Here is a 22659-nt window from a genome sequence, read left to right on the forward strand (position 1 = left end):
GCCGGAAAGGTTCACGGCCACAGCACCAGGTCCTCACCAGGGGCTACGGACCCTGATGTCCAGCGCGCGGACCCGCTCCTGGGCCTCGGGGCGAAGCCTCGACAGCAAGTCCTCGCCGACGACGCCGTCACGTCGCCAGATGGCGCAGAGGGTCTCCAGCCCCGCTTCGGCAACCTCCGGCTCTTCGTCGGTCGCGGCCTTCACCAGCGCTTCCACGACCGGCCTGGTGCGGAGTTCTCCGACCGCCCGTGCGATCCGGGCGCGCTGCTCGGCGGGGACGGCCGGGTCGGCGAGCGAGCGCAGGACAGCCGCCGTGTCGCGGGAATCCTGACAGGGCAGCACGCAGAACACGTAGACGAGCTGCGTGCTCACCGCGATCAGGTACTGCAGCGGCGCGAACAGTCCGACCGGGAAGAACGGAGCCAGCGGGAGCACGACCATCCAGCCGCCCCGGATCCGCTGGGGGCCGCCGGTCGGTGGTTCGAACCGCCGACCGGCCAGCAGGACGATCACGAACATGGTCGCGATCGTGAGGAGGGGCACGACCACCAGCACCACGCGCGGCCCCACCTCCAAGGCCTCCTTGAGGTGCTCCTCGCCGGGCAGCACCGCCAACGCGGCCACGCAGCCGAGGAAGGCCGTCAGGACGTAACGCTGTAGCGCGATGCGCAGCCACTTCCCCGTACTCATGACAGCTCCTTCGCAGTGGTCAACCGCAGGGTCACCGCGGCCGAGACCCCTGCCAACAGCCCGAAGACCAGGGCGGCGGGGATGCCGCCGCCGATGCCGGCGAACAGCTGCAGCGGCCCGTAGAGCAGCCCCGTACGGTCCGTCGCCAACCGCAGAGTTGGCTCGCCAACAGCCCGAGGACCGTCGCGCACACCGCGCCCACCGCCATCGCCGGGACGGTGGTCCGGGTGAGCAGGGCGGGCAGCCGGCGCAGCGCCCACCACACCACGACGAGCAGCAGCACGTCGCCGGACCGGTACAAGAGCCAGTCTCCGAACGGCACGCCCGCCGGGCTGTCCCAGGCGCCGAGCAGCAGCCACTGGCGCAGGAGGTCGCCCGGCTCGGCGAACAGCCCGCCGTCCGGGGAGACCATCTGGATCGCCGCGGCCACCGGCTGGTACGAGAGCACCACCAGGGACACCGCGACCACCGCGGTCCCGACGCCGGCGGCCAGGCGGGCCGCGCGCGCGGGAACGATGTTCTGCGGCACCGGACCGGCGCCCTCGGCCGTGACGCGCGCCGCGAGCACCGTCACCACCGCGGCGACCAGCGCGGTCACCACCACGACGGGCCGCCCGGAGGCGATCACGCTCGCCAACTGGGGCAGGACGCGGTAGCTGCCGTGGCCCATCGAGGCGATCAGCCACGGCGCCGACACGGTCACCGCCAGCACCCCGGCCACGAGGCCCCAGGCCCACACCGCGAGCAGTGCGGCCGTCACCCGGCCGCGCACCGGCGGCAGCCTGCGGATCAGGAGCAGCGCCCCCGGCACGAAGAAGACGAAGACCGCGGCGAAGCGGATCTGCATCCCGGCCCCGTACAGCGTGCCGTAGCGCGTGCTGCCGCTCCCGGCCGTCGTCCCGGTCCCGCCGGACGGTTCGGAGCCGAGCGGCAGGGCCGCCGGCGGGTCGTACGACCAGGGGGCGAGCCAGCCTTCGAGCTGGGCGGCGGCCCGGCCGCCGATCACGCCGGTGGTGCCCGGCAGGTGCAGCGCCTGGGCGCTCGCCCCCGCCCACCAGAGCAGCGCTGTGAGCAGCAGCCCCCCGGCCAGTGCCGGTATCGCCGCGCGCCGGTATGCCATGCACTGCCCCCGCCTTGACTGCTCATCCGGTGAATCCCCTGGTCACGGAGCCTATCTCCAGGCGATTCACGTACGGTCCGCGCCCGCGCGACAAGGCCGGTGGTGCACCTCAAGTCCGTTTGGCGAACAGTGGGTTGATCCACGGGGCGCGGCCGGCCGGCGGCGCATATGCTCCGCTCGTAGGCCCGTGCGCCCGGGGGCCTCGCGAACCGTAAGGGGAACGCGTCGTGAGTGTCCGCATTCAACCCTCCTCGCAGGTCGACGAGTCGGCCGAGCTCGGCGAAGGGACCACCATCTGGGACCTGGCACAGATACGGGAGGACGCCCGCCTCGGGCGCGGGTGCATCGTGGGGCGCGGAGCCTACGTCGGGCCCGGCGTGCGCATCGGCGACCACGTGAAGCTGCAGAACTACGCGCTCGTGTACGAGCCCGCGGTGCTCGGCGACGGCGTGTTCATCGGCCCGGCGGCCGTGCTCACCAACGACTTCTACCCGCGTGCGGTCGACCCGGACGGCCGGCTGAAGCGCGACGGCGACTGGGAGGCGGCCGGGGTCGTGGTCGCCGAGGGGGCCTCGCTCGGCGCCCGGTCGGTGTGTGTCGCCGGGGTGCGGATCGGGCGCTGGGCACTGGTCGCTGCCGGCGCGGTGGTGTCCCGGGACGTACCCGACTTCGCGCTCGTGGCCGGGGTGCCGGCCCGGCGGATCGGCTGGGTGGGGAAGGCCGGAATCCGTCTGGTGGCGCGCGGGGACGAGCCGGACGTCTGGGAGTGCCCGAGCACCGGTGCGCTGTACGAGGAGAAGGACGGCACCCTCGCCGAGCGCAGCTGACGGAATGTCGGCAATTTAGGGCAACGGCATTTCCTCAAAACCACAATCAACGAACATCCATGGGCATACCGTGTCCCTGCACAACGGGATCTGAGCAGGCAACAGGCCTTGCTCAGTGGGGGGTTGTACACGACGAGGGCACCGGGGCAGTGTCATGTCCGGGCGCGGTGACACCGCTCCCGCCGACACCGCCGATCCGTGTACCCCGGTCCGCGGCATCGCTGGGGGGTTCCAGACGCAGCCGTGGGACGGTTCGTGCCATCGGCGGGACGACGCCGCGGGCACGGGCGCCGTTGGCGCAATCCCCCTCCGACGAGACATCAGAGGGGGTAGGTGTGTTGGAGCGCTACGGCTCGGACATGCGGGGTGCCCGGAGCACCCGGGGAGTCGGGGTGGGGACCCGATGACCACCAAGCGATTAGGAGCACTGGCTCACGAGGACCCGGCGCTGCACGCCCTCGCCGAGCGACTGCTCGCACTGGCCGAGTCCGGCCTGCCCGCGATGTACCTGCCCGGGGAAGAAACCTTCGTGTTCACCCGGGTGGGCAAGGTGTCGCCCGACGGCACCCGCGGCCTGGAGCAGCGCGGGACCAGCACCCGGTACGCGGCCATCACCGCGCTCGGGGCCCGGTTCCTGCCCGAGGAGCGCCAGCGCGCACTCTTCGGCGGTCGCACCGCCGAGGAGTTCACGGGACTGCTCGTGCAGCGGCTTCCCGGCGTGGTCAACCTCGGCGACGCGGCGCTCATCGCCTGGGCGGCCGCCGAAACCGGCCACCCGAAGCTGTCCGACGCCCTCGACCGGGTGGCCGCCCTGGACGAGCCGGGACGGCCGCAGTACACGGTCGAGGCGGCCTGGGTGCTCTCCGCCCTCGCCGCCGCCCGCGGCACGTTGGACGTGGAGGGCCGGATCCCGGCCGCCCGCGACCGCCTGCTGGCGGCCAGGACCGGGGACAGCCCGCTGTTCGCGCACGCCACCGCACCGGGGCTGGTGCCCGGCTACCGGTCCCACGTCGCCTGCTTCGCCGACCAGACGTACCCGCTCCAGGCCCTCGCCAGGCTGCACGCGAGCGGCGGGGACCCGCAGGCCCTCACGGCCGCCGACGCCTGCGCCGCCCGCATCTGCGCCCTCCAGGGGGACGGCGGACAGTGGTGGTGGCACTACGACGCCCGGCACGGCACCGTGGTGGAGGGCTACCCCGTCTACAGCGTCCACCAGCACGCGATGGCCCCGACCGCCCTGTTCGACCTGGCCGAGGCGGGCGGCACGGACTTCGCCGCGGAGATCCACCAAGGGCTGCGCTGGATGACGGAGGTCCCCGAACTCGCCGGGCCCACCGGGACCCCGCGCGAGCCGATGATCCGCGAGGAGTTCGGCGTCACCTGGCGCAAGGTCTACCGAGGCGACCCGAAGAAGGCCGTCCGCGCCGCCCGCGGACTCACCACCCGGGTCGCGCCCCGAGCGCGGCTGGCGCCGCTGGACGGGATCTTCCGGCCCGTCTCGGTGGACCGCGAGTGCCGCCCGTACGAGTTCGGCTGGATGCTGTTCGCTTGGCTCGGGGGTCCCCACAGATGACGAGACGACAGTTCCTCTTCGGGGTCGGACTGGACCCCCTGACCATGGACGAGACCGTACAGCGCTGCCTGGACGCGGTACGGCGCGGCGAGCAGATCGAGATCGGCATGGTCAACGCCGCGAAGCTCGTCAACATGCGGCGCGATCCCCGCCTCGCCGAGGCCGTGGCCGGCTGCGACCTGGTCCTCGCCGACGGCCAGGCGGTGGTCTGGGCCGGTCGCGTCCTGGGAGTCAGACTGCCCGAACGGGTCGCGGGCATCGACCTTTTCATGCGGCTGCTCGCCGCGGCCGAGGTGGCGGACATCCCCGTCTACCTGCTCGGCGCCCGGCAGGACGTCCTGGACACGATGCTCCGGCGGGTCTCCGAGCGGTTCCCGAAGCTGTACGTGGCCGGCAGCCGCAACGGCTACTTCGACGACTCCGAACAGGAGTCGATCGCCGACGCCGTCGCGGACAGCCGCGCCGGGCTGCTGTTCCTCGGCATGACCTCGCCCAAGAAGGAGATCTTCACCGCCGGTTACGGCAAGCGCACCGGCGCCAACGTCGTGCACGGCGTCGGCGGCTCCTTCGACATCCTCGCCGGGATCACCAAGCGGGCCCCACTGGTGTGGCAGCGGATGGGACTCGAATGGTTCTACCGCACCCTCCAGGAGCCGCGCCGGCTCGGCAAGCGCTACCTCACCACCAACGCCGCCTTCCTCGCCATGACGGCCCGGGAACTCGTCCGCCGCACACCGCCTGCCGGCCTTGCGAACAGGAGTCGCTGATGCGCGTCGTCGTCGTAGGACAGGGATACGTCGGACTGCCGCTCGCCATCCGGGCCGCCGAAGTCGGCCACCAGGTCATCGGGTACGACGTGGACTCCCGGCGGGTCAAGAGCCTCGCCGCCGGCGAGTCCTTCGTGGAGGACGTCTCCTCGGAGCGGATCGCCCGGGCGCTGGAGCGCGGCACCTACCGGCCCAGTGAACTGGCCCGGGACTGCGGCGGTTTCGACGTCGCCGTCGTCACGGTCCCCACCCCCTTGCGAGAAGGCACACCCGACCTGCGCTACATCGAGGAGTCGGCCCGCACCCTGGCCCGCTACCTGCGGCCCGGCGCCACGGTCGTCCTGGAGTCCACCACCTACCCGGGCACCACCGAGGAACTGTTCGCGCCGATCCTGGAGGACGGCTCCGGGCTCACCGCCGGCGCCGACTTCCACCTCGGCTACAGCCCGGAACGCATCGACCCGGGGAACGCCGTCTGGGGCTTCCAACAGACCCCCAAGGTGGTCTCCGGCGTCGACTCCGCCTCGCTCAAGGCCGTCGAGGCCTTCTACGGGGAACTCGTCGACACCACCGTGCCGGTGAGCTCGCCCAAGGAGGCGGAGCTGGCCAAACTGCTGGAGAACACCTTCCGGCACGTGAACATCGCCCTCGTCAACGAGATAGCGATGTTCGCCCGGCACCTCGACATCGACGTGTGGCAGGCCATCGAAGCGGCCTCCAGCAAGCCCTTCGGCTTCATGAAGTTCACCCCCGGGCCCGGGGTCGGCGGACACTGCCTGCCCATCGACCCCTCGTACCTGTCCTGGCGCGTCCAGCGGGAACTCGGCCAGAACTTCCGCTTCGTCGAACTCGCCAACGACATCAACAGCCACATGCCCGAGTACGTGGCCCGCCGCGTCATCGACGCGCTCAACGTCAAACGCCGCTCCGTCAACGGCTCCCGGGTCCTGCTGCTCGGGCTCGCCTACAAGAAGAACACCGGCGACGCGCGGGAGTCGCCCGCGGTGCGCATCTCCCAACTGCTCATCGACATGGGCGCCAAGGTGCGCGCGGCCGACCCCCACGTGGTGGAGAGCATCGAGGTCGACGCCCGGCTCGTCCGGGTCGAACCGACCCGCAAGGAGATCGCGGCGGCGGACGTGGTCGTCCTGATCACCGACCACGACAACTTCGACTACCAGCTGATCTCCGAGCACGCCTCGTACGTACTGGACTGCCGCAACCGGCTGTCCGGACCGAACGTGGAGGTGCTCTGAGTCGTGAGCGGCACGAAGAGGATCATCTGCGTCGCCGGAGCGCGACCCAACTACATGAAGATCAAACCGGTGATGGACGCACTGGAGCGCCGCGGTGCCGAAGTGATCCTGGTCCACACCGGCCAGCACTACGACGAGTCCATGAACGACGTCTTCTTCCGCGACCTCGGCATCCGGTCCCCCGACCGGTACCTGGGCGCCGGCTCCGGCACCCACGCCGAACAGACCGGCCGGGTGATGGCCGCGTTCGAGCCGTTGGTCGAGGAACTGGCCCCGGACGCGGTGGTGGTGGTCGGCGACATCAACTCCACGCTGGCCTGCGCCCTGGTGACCGCGAAGGCCGGCCCGCTGCTGGCCCACGTGGAAGCCGGACTGCGCAGCCGCGACTGGGGCATGCCCGAGGAGGTCAACCGGGTCGCGACCGACCGGCTCAGCGACTACCTGCTGGCCCCCTCGCCCGACGCCGCCGCGAACCTGCGGGCCGAGGGCTACCGGGAGGACCAGATCCACGTCGTCGGCAACGTCATGATCGACACCCTCCTCGCCAACCTGGAGCGGGCCAGGCGGTCGGACGTCCTCGACCGCCACGGCCTGACCCGGGGCGGATACGGACTGGTCACCCTGCACCGACCCGCCAACGTGGACGACCCCGGGGCGCTGCGCGGCCTGCTCAAGGCCCTGGGCGAGATCGCGGACCGGTGCCCGCTGCTGCTGCCCGTGCACCCGCGGGCCGCCGAGCGGCTGGCCGAACTGGGCGTACCCGGCGGCATCAGGCTCGTACCGGCCGCCGGATACCTGGACTTCATCGCCCTGCAGGACTCCGCCCGCCTGGTGCTCACCGACTCCGGCGGCATCCAGGAGGAGACCACCGCGCTGGGCGTGCCCTGCGTGACCCTGCGGGAGAACACCGAGCGCCCCATCACGGTGGAGCAGGGGACCAACGTGCTCGCGGGCACGGACCCGGAACGCGTCGTGGCCACCGTGAACCGGGTGCTGGACGATCCGCCCCCGCCCCGCTGCCCCGAACTCTGGGACGGCCGCGCGAGCGAGCGCATCGCCGAGGTCCTGCTGGACGGCGGGAGCAGGCACACCCGGCCCCGGCCGACCGACCTCGTCCCGCAGTAAACAGGTAGTTCAGAGAAGGGGAAGACCTTGGATCTCGCCGAAATCTGGCGGGTCATGCGCAGGCGCTGGTACGTCCTGATACCCGGGCTGGTGATCACGGCGGCGCTGGCCGCCGCCGTGCACTTCTTCGTTCCGGTGCAGTACCAGTCGCAGAGCACGGTGACCCTCCTGAACTCGAAGAAGGCCACGGAGGCCTTCGACGGCAACCCCTTCCTGAGCACCCAGACCTCCCTCACCGGGATGGCCGACGGACTCGCCCGCAACCTGAATTCCGACGGTGCCGTCGCCGACCTCAAGGCCCTGGGCCTCACCGGCACGCACGAGGCGAAGATCGCCGACAACGCCCTGGGCCCCTTCATGTGGCTGACCGTCACCGGAACCGACCGGGCGGCCGTCCTCAAGTCGGACGAGATCCTCACCGCCTACGCGCAGAAGAGGCTGGACGAGTTCCAGACCCAGCAGTCGGTGAGGCCCGAGGCCATGATCAGGATGGCCACGATCGTGCCGCCCCAGGAGCCGGAGGCCCAGACCAAGTCCCGGATCCAGTTCCTCGCGATGGCGGCCGCACTGGGCTTCGTGCTCAGCCTGGTCGCCACCTTCTTCGTGGAGGCCCGCAAGCGGCGGCGGGGCCCCGGCAAGCACCGGCCCGACCCCGAAGAGGAGCCGGCCTCCGAGCAGGAGGCCCAGAGCCCCGAGCCGGAGGAGGGGTCGGCCGCCCCCGCCTCCCGGACCGAGGAATCGGCGGTGGAACGGACGCTCGCCATCCGGCGGCCGCCCAGTTGGGCCCGGTCCGACGAGGACGGGCCCGCCGACGCGGAGCCCAAGGCGCCACAGCCCGTCACGGCCTCACCGATCACCGCCGAGCCGCTCGACGAGGAGTCGAACCATGGACACCGTCCGCGCACCGGACAGTGAGACCGGTGCGCCGGGCGAAGCCCCCGCTCCCCCCGCGTCCGCAGCCACCGTTCCTCCCTCCCTCGGCCGGAAGGTCCGCTCGGCGGCCCGGTGGAGCCTGATCAACACCCTCGTCCTGCGCCTGGGCAACTTCGCGACCGGCATCGTGCTGGCACGCTTCGCCCTGGGCCCCGCGGAATGGGGCGTGTACGGCGTCGCGCAGACGGTGCTGCTGGTCCTGCTGTCCGCGAACGAGCTGGGCGTGAGCCTGGCCATCGTGCGCTGGGAGGGGGACCCACGGCGGTTCGCGCCGACCGTGCTGACCCTCAGCACCCTCTCCAGCGGCCTGCTGTACGTGGCGCTGTTCGCGGCGGCACCGACGGTGGCGGGTCTGCTCGGCTCGCCGGACGCCGCCGGCGTCCTGCGGGTGATGTGCCTGTGCGTGGTGATCGGCGGGGTGGCCGCGGTGCCCGGCCAGTTCCTCACCCGTGAGTTCGCCCAGGGCAAGCGGATGATCATCGACGGGCTCAACTTCGTGATCAGCACGTCGGTCACGCTGCTGCTGGCCTTCGCGGGCTGGGGCGCGATGAGCTTCGCCTGGGGAGCCGTGGCGGGGAACACCGTGACGCTGATCGGCTGCTGCCTGGCCGCACCGGGCACCCTGAAGTACGGCTGGGACCCCGGGCACGCCCGGGAACTCCTGAGGTTCGGGCTTCCGCTGGCGGGGGCGAGCCTGCTGGCCCTCTCGGTGGTCAATGTCGACACCATGGTGGTCGGCGCGACGGTGGGCAACGTGGCCCTGGGCTTCTACGTACTCGCCTTCAACATGTCCGGCTGGCCCGTGCGGATCATCTCCGAGGCCGCCCGCCGGGTCTCCTTCGCCGGCTTCTCCCGCCTGGCCGACTCGCCGCAGGCGCTCGCCCAGGGCTTCAGCCGCGCCCTGGGCGTGGTGATCACAGGCACCGTCCCGCTGTGCGTCCTGCTGGCCTGCTTCGCGGGGCCGGCCATCGAGCTGCTCTACGGGAGCCAGTGGGCGCCCGCCGCCGCGGCCCTGCCCTGGCTCATGGCCCTCGGCCTGATCCGCATCGGCAGCGAACTCGCCTACGACTGCCTGATCGCGGTCGGACAGCGCCGGTCGCTCTTCCTGGTGCAGGGCCTGTGGCTGGTGACCCTGATCCCGGTGCTCCTCGTCGGAGCCCGCCTGAACGGGATCGTCGGAGCCTCCCAGGCCCATGTCCTGGTCGCCGGCGGCCTGGTGGTGCCCGTGTTCCTGTACGCGCTCGGCCGCGGCGGCATCGGTGTCGCCTGGGTCGCGAAGGCCTGCGCGTGGCCCTTCCTCGGCGGGGCCGTGATGGCCGCGACCATCCTGGGCGGGGAGCGCTGGCTCGGCGACGGCCGGCTCGCGCTCCTGGCGATCGGCACGACCGCCACGGCCGCCTACACCGTGTGCGTACTGCCCAGCCGGGGCTTCCTGCGCGGAGCCGACCGCGGCGACCGGCCCCACCGCGGCCGGCGTCGGCCGTCCGCACCGGCCCGGCCCACCCCACAGGACACGAGGTGAACCCGATGTCACGGCGCATCAGCCGGAACCCGTTCGCGGGACTGCTGCTCTTGGCCCTGCTGGCGGTCATGGGCGTCGCCTGCTCGGGACCGGACCGCTCGTCCGCGCTGCCCGACTGCCCGGACTCCGCGCGAACCTGCCCCGCGAGCGGATCCCCGGCCTCACCGACCGGGGGCCCGCCGACCGCGGACGGCCAGGCGACGGGCAGCCCCGCGGCCTCCGCGTCCCCGACGGCCAAGCCCACCGCGACGGCCGGTGCCGCGAGTCCGTCCGGCACCCCCGCCGCCAAGGCCGCCTGCGCCACCTTCAGCGCCTGCGGCTTCCCCGACGCCTCCACCACCGGTCCGCGGATCCCGCTCACGCCCCACAAGACCGGGTACATGGCCGTCCGCGAGAACGGGCTCGTCATCCGGGGGTGGGACATCACCGGCTCCCTCGACATCTACGCGAACGACGTCACCGTCATCGACAGCAAGATCACCTCGGACAACTGGTGGGGCATCAACCTGCGCCCCGGTTACAGCGGCCTGAGGGTCCTGCACTCCACCATCACGGCCGTTCCCGGCAAGGGGCCGGACAACGGCGGCGTGGACTACGCGGTGTCGAACATGGGGGGCAGCTCCATCGAGGTCGGCTGGTGCGACGTCTCGGTGTTCGGCGACGCCCTGGCCATGGGACAGGGCAATCTGCACGACAACTACGTCCACGACATCGCCCCGTTCGTCAACCTGGGCGGTGAGTGGCAGCACACCAACGCGGTGATCAGCAGCGGCGGCAACACCGGGGAGCTGATCATCCGCCACAACACCCTGCTGAACCCGACCGGCCTCAAGGAGGGCGCCTCGGGGAGCATCGGCCTGTTCGCCGACACCGGGGTGGTCCGCAACGTCACCGTCGACAACAACTGGATAGCCGGCGGCGCCTACGCCCTCTACGGCGGCAGTACCGGCGCCACCGGGATCAAGGTCACCGACAACGTCTTCTCGACGGAATACCACCCCGCCGCCGGAGGATACGGCGTGGTCGCCCACTGGAACCAAAGCGGCGCCGGAAACGTGTGGCGGAACAACCGGATGTCCGACGGCCGCCCGATCGAACCCGAGCCGACCCCGTGAGCGGCGTCGTGCGCCGCGTCGCGCGGGCGCCGTGGACGGTGCTCAAGACGTTGTTCGGCTGGCTGGTGCTCTTCGAAACCAGGAACAAGGTCCTGCTGGCCCCGAGCGCGGTGCGGCTGCGCCGGATCGAGGACGCCGAGACCCGACGGCTCGCCCTCGTCCTGGCGTCGCCGCCCTCGGCACTGGTCGCCACGGTGATCGCCACCCACCGGCGTCCCGAGGCGCTGCGTGCCGCGGTGCGCTCGGCCCTGGACCAGACCGTCCGGGACCAGGTCGTGATCGTCGTCGACGACGGCGCCGGACTGCCCGAACTCCCCGACCACCCACGACTGTTCGCCGTATCGCTGGCACGCAACACCGGTGTGGCGGGCGTCGTGCGCAACGTCGGCATCCGCCTCACCCGCTCGCGGTACGTGGCGTTCCTGGACGACGACAACCTGTGGGAACCGGACCACCTGGAACGGACGCTGGCAGTCCTGGAGACGCCGGGCGGGCCCGACGCCGTCTACACGGCGCTGCGCCGCGTCCTGCCCGACGGCAGCGAGCACGACGTCCTGTCGGTGCCCTACGACCGGCGTCGCGCCGCCCGCGAGGCCTTCCTGGACACCAACGCCTTCGTCGCCCGCCGCAACCGCTCACTGCACTTCAGCCGTCTGCGCCGGACACCGGAGGTGCTGCCCCGAGAGGACTGGGAGCTGATCCGCCGGTACGGCCGCCGGCACCGGGTGCGCCATGTGCCGCACCCCACCGTCCGATACCTGATGAACCCGGCCAGCTTCTACACGCAATGGAGACAGCCAAGTTGAAGCTCGCCCCCCCATCCGCACCGACCACAGGTGGTTGATCCGATGCCCCGATCCCGGGCCCTCAGAAACAAATTCGTCGACGCCCCCGGCTCGCTGGGCGAACGCATGCGCATCGCGCGCTGGGAGAGGTTCCGACGCTGCTTCCCCGGCATCGAGAACATGAGCGTCGTGGACCTGGGCGGCACCGCCGAGATGTGGCTGCGCGCCCAGGTGCGCCCCAAGCACGTCCACCTGATCAACCTGGAGGAACACCCCGCCGAACTGCCAGACTGGATCAGTGCGGAGATCGCCGACGTGACCGACCCGGCGGTTGCCGCCGAACTGAGCGCCCGCGGCGGATACGACCTGGTGTTCTCCAACTCGACCATCGAGCACGTGGGCGGTCACAGCCGGCGCCGACTGTTCGTGGCCGCCGTCGAGCAACTGGCGCCGCTGCACTGGATCCAGACGCCGTACCGCTACTTCCCGGTCGAGCCGCACTTCGTGGCGCCCGGCTTCCAGTTCCTGCCGCTGGCCGCCAGGGCGCGTCTGGTGCGGCGCTGGCCGCTGGTCCACAGCCGCCCCGACAGCCCGGAGTCGGCGATGAACGCCGTGATCAACATCGAGCTGCTGACCCGCACCGAAATGCGCTACCTGTTCCCCGGATCGGTGCTGCTCAGCGAGCGGGTGCTCGGTGCCCCGAAGTCCCTCATCGCCGTACGGAGGGAGCCCGCATGCTGAACAACCTGATCAACAGACACGACGCGGACCGGCTGCTGCGCAAGGTACGGAAGCTGGACCTGGACCCGGTGCTGGCCAAGCTGCGGGTGCGCGGCGGCGCGCGCGTGGTCCAGCACTGGTCCCAGGTCGACCCGTCACTGACCGAGTGGTGGGCGATCCCGGGCGTCATCAAGCGGTGGAACCTGCTGATGACCGGCGACGCGGACACCTCATATCCCCAGTACGTGGCCGCGAAGCACTTCGCGCCGCGCACCGACCTGCGCGGCCTCTCCCTGGGGTGCGGCACCGGCGGGAACGAACTGCTCTGGGCGAAGACCGGCGCGTTCGGTCTCCTGGAAGGCGTGGACGTGGCGCAGCAGCGGATCGACTTCGCCACCCGGTCCGCCGCCGAGGCCGGTCTCGCCGACGTCCTGCGCTTCCGGGTCACCGACGTCAACCGCATGTCCGCCGACGGGGAACGCTTCGACGTACTGCTGGGCCTGCAGTCACTGCACCATTTCGACAACCTCGACGAGACCCTGCCACGGTTGTCCGGACTGATCGAACCCGGCGGGACGTTCGTGATCGACGAGTTCGTCGGACCCACCCGCTTCCAGTGGACCGACGCCCAGCTGGACGCGGCGAACGTCCTGCTCGCCCGGCTCCCCGAGGAGCGGCGCCGCCTGGCCGACGGCCGGATCAAGCGCCGCGTCGTACGGCCCAGCAGGCTGTCGATGGTGCTGGACGACCCCTCGGAGGCGGTCGACGCCGCCGCGCTGCTGCCGGGCCTGCGACGCCATTTCGAGGTCGTCGAGGAACGGCCGTACGGGGGCACGGTGCTCCACATCGCGTTCTCCGGGATCGCGCACAACTTCCGGGACCAGCGGCCGGAGACGCTGGAGCTGTTGGAGCAGTGCTTCGCCGCGGAGGACGCGGCACTCCCGGAGGTGGGGCACGACTTCATCGCCATGGTGTGCCGACCGCGGAGCGCGAGCCGGTACTCCAGTGCCGGGTGAGTCGGCTCGGGTCGCTCCGGGCTCTCAGGGGGGTTCATGAGTGCAGTTGAGGTCACCGACGGATCGGACAGGCGGGCCGGAACGCAGGCCGACGGATCGAGGCTCCCCTCGCTGACAGGGCTCCGGTTCGTCGCCGCGTTCCTCGTCTTCTGCTTCCACGTCTCGATATCGGGGCTGTTGGCTCCGTCGTCGACGCAACACGCGTTCGCTCGCATGGCGGGCGCCGGCGCTGTGGGTGTCTCGTTCTTCTTCGTCCTCAGCGGCTTCGTCCTGACGTGGTCGGCACGGCAAGGAGACACCGTTCGTGCCTTCTGGCGGCGTCGAGCGGCGAAGATCTACCCGAACTACGTCCTGGCCTTCGTCATCTCCCTCATCGGGCTGTATGCGACCGGCCATGCCGTCGGGTTCCTCGTCGGAGCGGCGAACCTGGGGCTCGTTCAGGCGTGGTGGCCGGACCCGCGCTTCTACTTCGGTGCGAACTCGGTCAGTTGGTCGCTCGCCTGTGAGGCGTTCTTCTACGCCCTGTTCCCGGTGCTGCTGCCCGTGCTCCGCCGTATCCGTCCGGAGAGGCTGTGGGCGAGCGCCACCGCGTGCGTAGCGGCCGTGTTCGCGGTGCCCGTGATGGCGATGCTGCTGCCTGCCGAGCGGCACTACTGGTTCGTCTACATCTTCCCGCCGGTCCGCTTGCTGGAGTTCGTGCTCGGGATTCTGATGGCGCTCGTCGTGAAGAACGGGCGCCGGCCGCGGATTCCCGTGTGGTCCGCCGCAGTGCTTGTCGTCGTCGCCTACGCGGTGACGCCGTACTTCCCGCCGGACGCGGAAACGTCCGCCGTCACCGCGATCCCGTTCGCGTTGCTCATCACTGCCGTGGCCGTCGCCGACATCGAGGGGAAGCCGAGTGTGTGGCGGAGCCGGTCCGCGGTGTGGCTGGGAGAGGTCTCCTTCGCCTTCTACCTGATCCATCAGTCGGTGATCGTGGATCTCATGCGGGGGCTCGACGCCGAGGGTTCGGCCCCGGCAAAGGCCTGGACGCTCACCGTCGGAGCGCTCGTCCTCTCAGTGGCGCTCGCGGGGCTCATGCACCGGTTCGTCGAGGTGCCCGTGATGCGGCGACTCGGACGCCGGAAATCGCGCCCCTGACCCGCCGGCCCCGTCCGGGAGGACGCACCTCCCGGACGGGTCGCGATCACGGCCCCGGCGTGGCGCGCAGCGCGCCCGGTCGGGCGAGGGCGGCGGCTGCCGCTCGGGCGGCCGGGCGGCCGAGCGCGGCGCGCGATGTCTCCCGGAGCAGGACAGCGGTGCGGAAGGCGGCCGTGGCGAGGGGACCGTGCCGGCGCCCGTACAGACGGACGCGGTTGAGGGTGAGCAGAGTCCACAGCCGGGGTGATACCTGGGAGTCGCCCCCCAGGTGAACGGCCTCGGCCGTCGGCTCCAACCGCGTGACGTATCCCCGGTCTCGCGCACGGAGGCAGTATTCGGTCTCCTCGGAGTAGAGGAAGAAGGACTCGTCCCATGGGCCGCATGCGGCCAGGCAGTCCGCGGAGAGGGCCATCAGGGCTCCGGTCGCCCAGTCCGCGTGCGTCGGCCGCTCGTACGCGGCCGAGTCGGTGACCAGCTCGCTCAGATGGGGGAAGCGCCCGGCCCGGCGGTTGCCGATGACGGCCTCGCCGAGGGCGCGGGTCACGCTCGACTCCCGGCGCAGCGAGTGCACGAGGGTGCGGCCGTCCTCCTCGTACAGCAGCGGCACGCTGATCCCGACGCGGTCGCCGTTGCCCACGGGCGCTCCGAGCCCGTCCACGAGCAGCTTGGCGCAGCCCCGCCGCATCCGGATGTCCGGATTGCAGACGAGCGCCGCCCGCGGCCCGTCCTCCCAGTCGGCGGTCGCCCCGAGGGCGGCGTTCACCCCGGCCGCGTAACCGGCGTTGCGGCCGGTCTGGACGATCGTCGCGTCCGGGGCCAGCGAGCGGATCACGTCCACGGTGTCGTCGGCCGAATCGTTGTCGGCGACGACGAGCCGCCAGTCGAGCCCCCTCATGGCCTGCGGCAGGGAGGAGAGGAACTCCGGAAGCACCTTGGCGCTGTTCCAGGTGACGACGACGACGGCTACGGGACCGGTACCGCCGGCCGCGGGGCGGGGGACTGGGCTGTCGAACCGCATGAGGACTCCATGGTCAGGGGCTTCGGCGCCGCGCGCCGGACGAAGCCGAGGTAACTGCCGCCGGCGGCGATCGTCAGGAAGAACATCCCGGCGAACATCGGGAAGCTGAGGGCGTCGAAAGTGGCGCTGCTGACCAGGGCGACGAGGGCGGAGGCGAAGAACGCCTGCCCGAGCTCCCGGTCGGATTCGTCGCGGGCCAGTCGGCGGATGGCGCCGCCCTGGTGGATCCCGGTCAGGAAGAGGGCCAGGAGGGCGATCAGCCCGAGGAAGCCCATCTCCGCCAGCGTCAGCATGTACTGGTTGTCGGTGAAGAAGTAGAGCTCGGGGATGAAGGTCCCCAGACCCTGCCCGAACAGGGGCCGCCCCTCCAGATAGGGGACGATCGCGCTGTACTTGACCGTACGGGCCTGGGTACTGCTGTCGGAGTTGGCCAGGAACGACCCGAACAGGGTGGTGATGGTTCCGATCAGCCCGGGGACGATCACCTTGAAGCAGGCCACCGAACCCAGGATCAGGCCGATCGCGGTCCAACGCCGCTGCGGCTTCCACCCCGGCACCATCACCAGCACCACGATCAGCGCACCGATGATCGACGTCCGGGACACCGTCAGCGGCAGCGAGCCGCCCACCAGCACCACCGGCGCCCAGCGGCGCCACCGCTTCAGGTGCGACCGCACCGGATCGAAGGCCTGCTGGATGGCGAACGGCAGCAACAGAGCGAGCATCCCGCCGAACTCGAGGGGGTGCGCCGTGGTGGAGCGCGGCCGGGTGAAGGCACCGCGGTCCATGGCGGCGAGCTGGGGGACGCTCGACGAGAGGCCGGGGATGGTGATCGAGTCGGCGACGTTGGTGGCGGCGAAGAAGTCGTAGTAGCCGATGGCGGCCACCACCGACGCCATCACCACGGCCCGGCGCAGCAGCACGTCGAGCCGGGCCCGGTCCTGGACGGCCGCCGAGACCAGCACCACCAGGGAGACCCACACCAGCAGCGCGATCAGTCCGCGGTCCGCCCCCAGGATCTCCTTGCGGGAGGCACCGCGGGTCGCGTTCGCCAGGTACGAGGCCAGCACCGCGACCGCCAGCAGCCACATCATCACCCGGGGCAGCCGGGTGCCCGGGGCGGGCCGGATCCGGCCGGTGATCCACGCCGCCAGGTACCAGAACAGGCCCAGCAGCGCGAACACGTTGGCCGGGGTGCCCACACCGCCCATCCCCGGCAGTGTCAGGTTCGACGGCACGAAGAAGGCCAGCGCCAGATAGCCGGTGAGCAGCGTGACCGCGTCCAGCTGACGGCCCCGGGCCCGCCTGCGGGCCCTCCACGCGCGCACCCTGCCGCCTGACCCGGCCGCGCGCCTGCGGTGGACCGCCACCACCAGGGTCTCGGTCACGAAGGACAGCGCGAACCCGGCCGTGGTGCAGAGGATGAGGACGCTCAGCACCTGCTGGTAGCGGGTCTTGAGCTGGGCCCGCGGAATCTGCGGCAACACCACGGGTGTGGTCTGCACGAAGTACGCGGGCTCGACCTTGGCCGCCGCCTGGAGCGCGCCCAGCTGCTCCCCGGCGAAATCGGTGAGGATCTTGGTCTCCCGGAGGACCTTCTCCCGGTCGGTACCCGTGACGGTCAGCGTGAGCGTCGGACCCGAGGCGTTCGCGGCGAAGGAGACCGTGTACGGGTCCGTCACCCCGAGGCCGTTCAGGTCCCGCGCCGCGTCAGCCCCCGACAGGGTCCTGATCAGCACGTCCGCGGTCACGACCAGCGTGCCGCCCGCGTTCGAGATGGGATTGCCGAACGCGGGGGCCAGCTCGGCCACCGCCTTGGAATCGATCAGTGCCACCGAACTCTGCGACTGGTACGACACCGGCACCGACCGGTACAGGTGGCCGGCCGCGAGCAGCCCGATCAGCGCCATCGGCACCATCACGTACCAGCGGCGCCGCAGCACCGCGAGGATCTCACCGATGGTCACGAACGCCCCCGGGAGGTACCGGATTTGATGGCGCGCCGACACGTGTCCTGACAGGATCGATCACGACATGGGGGAACGGAAGGAATCGTGTGTCGCCTGGTGAATTGGTCCGAGCGCTGCGCCGGCGCTGGTACGTCCTGGTCGTGGCGATGGCGCTGGCGGCCGCCGGAGCACACCAGGTGCTGCGCCCCCGTCCGACGTACCTGAGCTCGGCGATCGTCGTACTCAAACCCCCGGTGACCGGTAGCCAGCCGAACCAGCTCGCGAACCTCCAGCCGCCGCTCGCCGCCGTCTCGTACGCGGCCGTGCGCCAGGTGGAGTCGCGCGCCGGGGCCGAAGAGCTGCGCGCGGCGGGGGTCGAGGGCACCTACCGGCTGATCCCGCGCAACAGCGGCACCAGTGTGACCCCGCGTTACCTGATCCCCTCCCTGCAGATCCAGGCCGAGCAGCCCACGCCGGCCGCGGCGAATACGACCGTACAGAAGATCATCGAGGTCTACTCGAAGCACCTGACGGACCTGCAGACGCAGCAGGGCATTCCCGAGGCGGCGCGGATGAGCATCACCCTCCTGGTGCCGCCGAACTCCGTGGCGCAGACCGGCACCAAGAGCCGTGGGCTGGCCGGGTCGGCCCTGTTGGCCGGGGCACTCGGGGTGCCGGCGGCCCTGTGGACCGACCAGCTGCTCGCCCGCCGGTCCCGACGGGCGAGCAGCTGACTGGAACAGACGGTTCATCAGATCCCTCGGCGCTTCCAGGAACGCCACCACAGCCACTCGCGCCCCCGGTCGGCGACGGCCGACAGCACCAGCGGCTGGAGGTACGGCATCACGCGCGCCCCGATCCGCCGGCGCAGGCGCAGCGCCCGGTACTCGCCGAGCGCGGTGTAGCCGCCGGGCAGGCACTCGGCGGCGAACGCCACGAGCTCCTCGACCGGAACGACCCCGGTGCGCCCCCGGTCGTAGGCCCGGTAGGCCCGCCGCAGCGCGTACCGGGCGAGCCGGGTGCGCGCGGAAAGGGACAGCCGATCGGCGTCCGGGAGCAGGCCGCCGCACTTCTCCAGCACCGAGTCGAAGGCGACGAGGCGCTGGCGCAGGTCGTCGAGCTGTCCGCCGAAGTCGGTGGTGGACATGTTGTTGCCGTGGACCCGGTAGAAGGCCTGGTCGGCGCCGCTGATGTAGCCGACGTCGGCATGGGCCGCGAGCCGCATCCACATCTCGATGTCACCGGCGTGCGGGAGCTCGGGATCGTAGCCCCCGACCTTGCGCTGGAGGCTCGTACGCACCACCACCTCGGGTGAGGTGATGCACCCCGTGCCCTCCCGGAAGCGGCGCTCCAGCCACCAGTGTCCGGGATAGACCACCGACCCGGTGGACCGGGTGCGGGCGGCGGGCAGCGGCCCGCCGTGCCGGAAGCGCAGCGGCCTGCCGTAGGCGAAGCCCGCCTCCGGATGGGCGTCGAGCAGGGCGGCCGCGCGCACCAGGGCCCCGGGGACCAGCCGGTCGTCCGCCGAGAGCAGCGCGACGTAGTCCCCGTCGGCCCACTCCAGCAGGCCCTCGTTGTAGGTGGCGATGTGGCCCCGGTTCTGCTCGTGGACCCGCACCTCGATCCGCGGGTCCTTCGCCGCCAGGGCCCGCGCCACGTCCGCGGAGTCGTCGGGCGAGGCGTCGTCGATGATCAGCACCCGGACGTCGACGCCCTCCTGCTCGTCCAGGACGCTCCTGACGCAGTCCGCCAGGAAATGCCCGTACTTGTAGCAGGGGATCACCACGCTGACCGTGCTCACTGGCCGGACACCTCCGAGGCGGCGGCCGACTCGGCGAGCGTCGCGGGCGGGGTGGTGGTGAAGATCGGACCGACCCAGTAGTTCACCGAGCCGAAGGTGTTGGTGGGGAAGGCGGTGTTCGCGCCGTACTTGTAGAGGCCGTTGGCCCCGCCCGTGCCGTCGGCCGGGGCGACCAGCGGGTAGGAGCGGTGCGCCGCCGTGAAGTAGCCGCCGTCCACCGAGTAGTTGCCGTTCGGCGCGTGGTAGGAGGCCACGTAGGAGGTTCCCGCCGTGATGGGCACCGGGGTGGCGAACTTGAGCTGCTGCCAGCCGGTCAGCGTTTCGCTGCCGAAGGTGCCGGTGGCCAGGAGCGTGCCGTCGGCGGCCCAGAGACTGCCGGTGTGCGTACCGGTGTTGTTCGGTCCCTTGTAGAAGGTGACGCCGGTGATGTAGCCGTTCACCGCCGACTGGAAGCGGGTGCCCAGCTCCACCGAGTTGGTGTCGTCACCCACGTTGGCGGTGCTCGGGGTCGTCGTGCCGCTCCACAGCGTGCAGGGGCAGTTGACCGTCGGCGGTGTCGCGCTGGTGGTGAAGTTCCACGTCACCGGCGCGGCCATGGCGTTGCCCCAGAGGTCGGAGGCCTGTACGGACGCCGTGTAGGTGGTGCTCAGCGCGAGCTCGCCGGCAGGGGTGAAGGTGGCGCTGTTCGACGCCCCGAGCACCTTGGTGCCCGGTACGGAGTTGCCCCCGGAGTCCTTCAGGGTGAACGCGAGCGTGTCCGCGTCGATGGCCCCGCTGAAGGTCGCCGTCACCGATGCCGTGATGGCCGTGCCGGTCGCCGCGGACTGCGGCGAGATGGCGGTGACGGTGGGCGGCGTCGTGCTGGCCGTGGCGGTGTCGAGGATCGCGTCCACCCAGTAGTTGCTGCCCGAGGACGCGTTGTTCGGGAAGCCGCCCGTGGCGCTGTAGCGGTAGACGCCGTTGCCGCCGTCGGTGCCGTTCTTCAGCGCGGTGAGCGGGGCCAGGCCGGCGTCGGACGAGGCGAAGGTGGTGTTGTAGGAATAGCCGCCGTGCGGTGCGAAGTAGGAGGCGATGTAGGTGGTGTTGGGCTTGATCGGGACGGGGGAGGAGAAGTTCAGCTGCTGCCAGCCGGACGCCGTCTCGTTGGTGAAGGTGCCGGTGGCCAGGCGCTGGCCACTGCTGCTCCACAGGCTGCCGGTGTGGGTCCCGGTGTTGACGGGGGATTTGTAGAACCGGATGCCGGTGATGGAACCGGGCACCGACGAGCGGATCTTCACGCCGAGTTCGACGGCTCCGCCGTCACCGCCGTTGACCGTGCCCGGCACGGTCGCGGCCGGCCAGACGGTGCACGGGCACTGCTGGGGACCGACGGTCAGCGCCACCGTGGTGGTGGCGCCGATGTTGACGCTGTCGTCCACCGCGCGCACCTTGATCTGGGCCGCGCCCTGGGCGGTCGGCGTCCACGTGTAGCTCCAGGAGCCGAGGCCCGTGGTCGCCTTCCAGGTGGTCCCGCCGTCGGTGGAGATCTCCACGCGGGCCACCACGCCGCCGCCGGTGTCCGTCGCCGTTCCCTTGATGGTCACGGGCTTCAGGGCCGGCACGGTGGCGTTCGCCGCCGGGCTGGTCACGGTGACGGCGGGGCCGACGGTGTCCGTCGAGGCCGTCGCGGCGACCAGGTTGCTCTGCAGGGACTTGGGCTGGACGCCCATGTCCGCGAACACGTTCACCGTGGCCTGCTGCATCCGCTTGTCCTCGGTGACCACCGCGTCGTCCGGATTGCCGGTCGGCATGTTCGTCAGGCCCCAGGACCACTGCACCGTGCCCGCCCCGAAGACCAGGGCGTGTGAGGTCTGGTCGCGGAAGGCCACCAGACTGTGCGTCGCGGTGCCGTTGCCGTAGGTGTTTCCGTAGTCGAGCCGGAACTTGCCGTCGTTGATGTCCACCGTGGTCGAAGACATCGCGATCTGGCCCGGCGGCCGATAGCCGTCCTCCACGTCGCTGTCCCATTCGTAGCCGAGGGTGCCGACCGGGAACGTGGCGGTCTGGGAGGGGGTCAGGGCCGCGACGGTGGTGCCCCGCCACAGCCGCATCTTGGCGAAGGAGCCCGGAACGGTGATCGCGTCGCTGCGGGAGCCGTTCACGCTGAACAGCGAGCCGGTCAGCTGGTTCTGCGGCTGGTAGGTCCGCCCGTTGGTGCCGCTGGCCGGGTCCATGAAGGTGCCCGTCCAGATCCCGCTCGGGTCGGGCACGCCGTTCGGAACCGGGAAGGACAGCTTGGTCTCCTTGTAGCAGACCAGCGTCCGGTTGGCGGTGTTCGCGCCGTCGATGCTCGGCGCGAGACGGGTCTTCCAGAAGACCTCGTTGCCGCTGAAGTACGTCTGGTTGACCCCGGCCCGGCGGGCGTTCAGCGCGTTGGTGAACTGGTCCTGGGTCCAGTACTCGTCATGCCCCGAGGACATGAAGACCTTGTGGTTCTGCAGCTGCGTCGCACCCCGGGTCGACATGTCGATCCCGGACATGTAGCTCACGTCGTACCCGTTGCGCTCCAGCCACGCGATCATCTGGTACTCGGAGCCGTAGATCCCGTTCTCCCCGCCGATGTCCATCGGCCGGTTGTAACTGACCTCGTACGCACGCCCGTCCGGGGCCGGGCCGGTGCCGTCGTAGAGGTCCTGGCCGCCGTAGTTGTTGTACGCCTGCCAGGTCTGGTCGGCGGTCTGCACCACGATGTCGGAGTGGCTGGAGTCGTTGCGGACGACGAACGGGTAGGGCATCACGCCGTTGCCGTCCGCCTGGTCGAAGTTGGCGATGTACAGACCGGAGACGGCATCGGACGGCACGCTCCACGAAGCGGTCACCGGCCAGTTCCCGCAGTCGACGAGGCCCGTGGAGGCCTTGGTCGTACAGCTCTTGGGATTACCGCCCGGCGCGAAGTTCGCCGGGTACGTCTGGGCCGCCTGCGCGGCGGTCGACATCAGGCGGGCCCCGTTGCCCCCGTAGTGGCCGAGCCGGTAGACCGAGACGCGGTACGCGGTCGGCGACTGGATCTTGAACTGCAGGGTTTCGCCGGCCTGGACGCTGGTCTGGGCCGGGAACCCCTTGATGTCGCCGTACGCGCCGGCCGCGAACCAGTCGGACATGGGAGTGCCCGGCTTGGAGTTCTCGCACACGATCGCATTGCTCCCCGGGCCGCACGGGTCGGCCGCAGCCGCCACCGACGGCGGCAGGACCGTGGCCATGAGAGCGGCGACCACGGTGAAGAGACCGTACCGGAGGAGCCTTCTCCGTCTGTTCATCTGTAC

General features: G+C 71.1%; 18 protein-coding genes and 1 pseudogene. 13 read left to right on the forward strand and 6 right to left on the reverse strand.

Annotation, left to right across the window (positions count from 1 at the left end):
* Positions 1-33: 33 nt before the first annotated feature.
* Both ACFV9H_RS00505 and ACFV9H_RS00510 read right to left on the reverse strand, forming a co-directional pair.
* Complete coding sequence (locus ACFV9H_RS00505; protein WP_385391393.1) at positions 34-690, reverse strand: HEAT repeat domain-containing protein; 657 nt, start codon at positions 688-690, stop codon at positions 34-36.
* Positions 687-1810 (reverse strand): annotated as a pseudogene (locus tag ACFV9H_RS00510) (hypothetical protein). The gene ACFV9H_RS00505 and the pseudogene ACFV9H_RS00510 overlap by 4 nt, the downstream one beginning before the upstream one ends.
* Before the next feature lie 227 nt (positions 1811-2037).
* Here ACFV9H_RS00510 and ACFV9H_RS00515 point away from each other — a divergent pair.
* The 12 genes from ACFV9H_RS00515 to ACFV9H_RS00570 all read left to right on the forward strand — a co-directional run bounded on the left by ACFV9H_RS00515 (position 2038) and on the right by ACFV9H_RS00570 (position 14589).
* Positions 2038-2637, forward strand: coding sequence for an acyltransferase (locus tag ACFV9H_RS00515; protein WP_385391395.1), 600 nt, complete (start codon positions 2038-2040; stop codon positions 2635-2637).
* 403 nt (positions 2638-3040) lie between these two features.
* The gene (locus ACFV9H_RS00520) at positions 3041-4210 is read left to right on the forward strand and encodes a hypothetical protein (RefSeq protein WP_385391396.1); all 1170 of its coding nucleotides are present in this window, start codon (positions 3041-3043) and stop codon (positions 4208-4210) included.
* Positions 4207-4977 (forward strand): WecB/TagA/CpsF family glycosyltransferase, encoded by a 771-nt coding sequence (locus ACFV9H_RS00525; protein WP_385391398.1) that lies wholly within the window; start codon positions 4207-4209, stop codon positions 4975-4977. Before ACFV9H_RS00520 ends, ACFV9H_RS00525 begins: the two co-directional genes overlap by 4 nt.
* Positions 4977-6233, forward strand: coding sequence for a nucleotide sugar dehydrogenase (locus ACFV9H_RS00530; protein WP_385391399.1), 1257 nt, complete (start codon positions 4977-4979; stop codon positions 6231-6233). The genes ACFV9H_RS00525 and ACFV9H_RS00530 overlap by 1 nt, the downstream gene beginning before the upstream one ends.
* A gap of 3 nt (positions 6234-6236) precedes the next feature.
* Positions 6237-7358 carry a non-hydrolyzing UDP-N-acetylglucosamine 2-epimerase gene (wecB, locus tag ACFV9H_RS00535; protein ID WP_385391400.1) on the forward strand — a complete coding sequence of 374 codons (1122 nt, stop codon included), beginning with the start codon at positions 6237-6239 and terminating at the stop codon, positions 7356-7358.
* Between the two features lie 27 nt (positions 7359-7385).
* Positions 7386-8273: a Wzz/FepE/Etk N-terminal domain-containing protein gene (locus tag ACFV9H_RS00540; protein ID WP_385391401.1), complete on the forward strand. Its 888-nt coding sequence runs from the start codon at positions 7386-7388 to the stop codon at positions 8271-8273.
* Complete coding sequence (locus ACFV9H_RS00545) at positions 8245-9813, forward strand: oligosaccharide flippase family protein (protein WP_385391403.1); 1569 nt, start codon at positions 8245-8247, stop codon at positions 9811-9813. Before ACFV9H_RS00540 ends, ACFV9H_RS00545 begins: the two co-directional genes overlap by 29 nt.
* Before the next feature lie 5 nt (positions 9814-9818).
* Positions 9819-10928, forward strand: coding sequence for a hypothetical protein (locus ACFV9H_RS00550; RefSeq protein ID WP_385391404.1), 1110 nt, complete (start codon positions 9819-9821; stop codon positions 10926-10928).
* A complete protein-coding gene (locus ACFV9H_RS00555) occupies positions 10925-11734 on the forward strand; it encodes a glycosyltransferase family 2 protein (protein WP_385391405.1) in 810 nt (269 codons plus the stop codon). Before ACFV9H_RS00550 ends, ACFV9H_RS00555 begins: the two co-directional genes overlap by 4 nt.
* 42 nt (positions 11735-11776) lie before the next feature.
* Complete coding sequence (locus ACFV9H_RS00560; protein WP_385391407.1) at positions 11777-12454, forward strand: class I SAM-dependent methyltransferase; 678 nt, start codon at positions 11777-11779, stop codon at positions 12452-12454.
* On the forward strand, positions 12448-13449 hold the full coding sequence (locus ACFV9H_RS00565) for a class I SAM-dependent methyltransferase (RefSeq protein WP_385391408.1): 1002 nt from the start codon (positions 12448-12450) through the stop codon (positions 13447-13449). Before ACFV9H_RS00560 ends, ACFV9H_RS00565 begins: the two co-directional genes overlap by 7 nt.
* A gap of 36 nt (positions 13450-13485) precedes the next feature.
* A complete protein-coding gene (locus ACFV9H_RS00570; RefSeq protein WP_385391409.1) occupies positions 13486-14589 on the forward strand; it encodes an acyltransferase family protein in 1104 nt (367 codons plus the stop codon).
* 46 nt (positions 14590-14635) lie between these two features.
* On the opposite strand, the gene ACFV9H_RS00575 is transcribed toward ACFV9H_RS00570, so the two are convergent.
* On the reverse strand, positions 14636-15607 hold the full coding sequence (locus ACFV9H_RS00575; protein ID WP_385391410.1) for a glycosyltransferase family 2 protein: 972 nt from the start codon (positions 15605-15607) through the stop codon (positions 14636-14638).
* A complete protein-coding gene (locus tag ACFV9H_RS00580) occupies positions 15553-17574 on the reverse strand; it encodes an O-antigen ligase family protein (protein ID WP_385391411.1) in 2022 nt (673 codons plus the stop codon). Before ACFV9H_RS00580 ends, ACFV9H_RS00575 begins: the two co-directional genes overlap by 55 nt.
* 89 nt (positions 17575-17663) lie before the next feature.
* On the opposite strand from ACFV9H_RS00580, the gene ACFV9H_RS00585 reads away from it, so the two are divergent.
* Positions 17664-18290, forward strand: a complete 627-nt coding sequence (locus ACFV9H_RS00585; RefSeq protein WP_385391413.1) for a hypothetical protein — start codon at positions 17664-17666, stop codon at positions 18288-18290.
* Between the two features lie 17 nt (positions 18291-18307).
* On the opposite strand, the gene ACFV9H_RS00590 is transcribed toward ACFV9H_RS00585, so the two are convergent.
* Together ACFV9H_RS00590 and ACFV9H_RS00595 are read right to left on the reverse strand one after the other, a co-directional pair.
* Positions 18308-19357, reverse strand: a complete 1050-nt coding sequence (locus ACFV9H_RS00590; RefSeq protein ID WP_385391414.1) for a glycosyltransferase — start codon at positions 19355-19357, stop codon at positions 18308-18310.
* Positions 19354-22653, reverse strand: coding sequence for a DUF4082 domain-containing protein (locus ACFV9H_RS00595; protein ID WP_385391415.1), 3300 nt, complete (start codon positions 22651-22653; stop codon positions 19354-19356). Before ACFV9H_RS00595 ends, ACFV9H_RS00590 begins: the two co-directional genes overlap by 4 nt.
* Between the last annotated feature and the right edge of the window lie 6 nt (positions 22654-22659).

Source organism: Streptomyces sp. NPDC059874 (genome assembly GCF_042731135.1).
Classification (GTDB): domain Bacteria; phylum Actinomycetota; class Actinomycetes; order Streptomycetales; family Streptomycetaceae; genus Streptomyces.

Excerpts from the sequence above, each read along its gene's own strand:
- ACFV9H_RS00505 (WP_385391393.1), bottom strand. The coding sequence starts at position 690 with ATGAGTACGGGGAAGTGGCTGCGCATCGCGCTACAGCGTTACGTCCTG.
- ACFV9H_RS00575 (WP_385391410.1), bottom strand. The coding sequence starts at position 15,607 with ATGCGGTTCGACAGCCCAGTCCCCCGCCCCGCGGCCGGCGGTACCGGT.
- ACFV9H_RS00595 (WP_385391415.1), bottom strand. The coding sequence starts at position 22,653 with ATGAACAGACGGAGAAGGCTCCTCCGGTACGGTCTCTTCACCGTGGTC.
- ACFV9H_RS00550 (WP_385391404.1), top strand. The coding sequence starts at position 9,819 with ATGTCACGGCGCATCAGCCGGAACCCGTTCGCGGGACTGCTGCTCTTG.
- ACFV9H_RS00570 (WP_385391409.1), top strand. The coding sequence starts at position 13,486 with ATGAGTGCAGTTGAGGTCACCGACGGATCGGACAGGCGGGCCGGAACG.
- ACFV9H_RS00545 (WP_385391403.1), top strand. The coding sequence starts at position 8,245 with ATGGACACCGTCCGCGCACCGGACAGTGAGACCGGTGCGCCGGGCGAA.
- ACFV9H_RS00560 (WP_385391407.1), top strand. The coding sequence starts at position 11,777 with ATGCCCCGATCCCGGGCCCTCAGAAACAAATTCGTCGACGCCCCCGGC.
- ACFV9H_RS00520 (WP_385391396.1), top strand. The coding sequence starts at position 3,041 with ATGACCACCAAGCGATTAGGAGCACTGGCTCACGAGGACCCGGCGCTG.
- ACFV9H_RS00525 (WP_385391398.1), top strand. The coding sequence starts at position 4,207 with ATGACGAGACGACAGTTCCTCTTCGGGGTCGGACTGGACCCCCTGACC.
- ACFV9H_RS00565 (WP_385391408.1), top strand. The coding sequence starts at position 12,448 with ATGCTGAACAACCTGATCAACAGACACGACGCGGACCGGCTGCTGCGC.
- ACFV9H_RS00530 (WP_385391399.1), top strand. The coding sequence starts at position 4,977 with ATGCGCGTCGTCGTCGTAGGACAGGGATACGTCGGACTGCCGCTCGCC.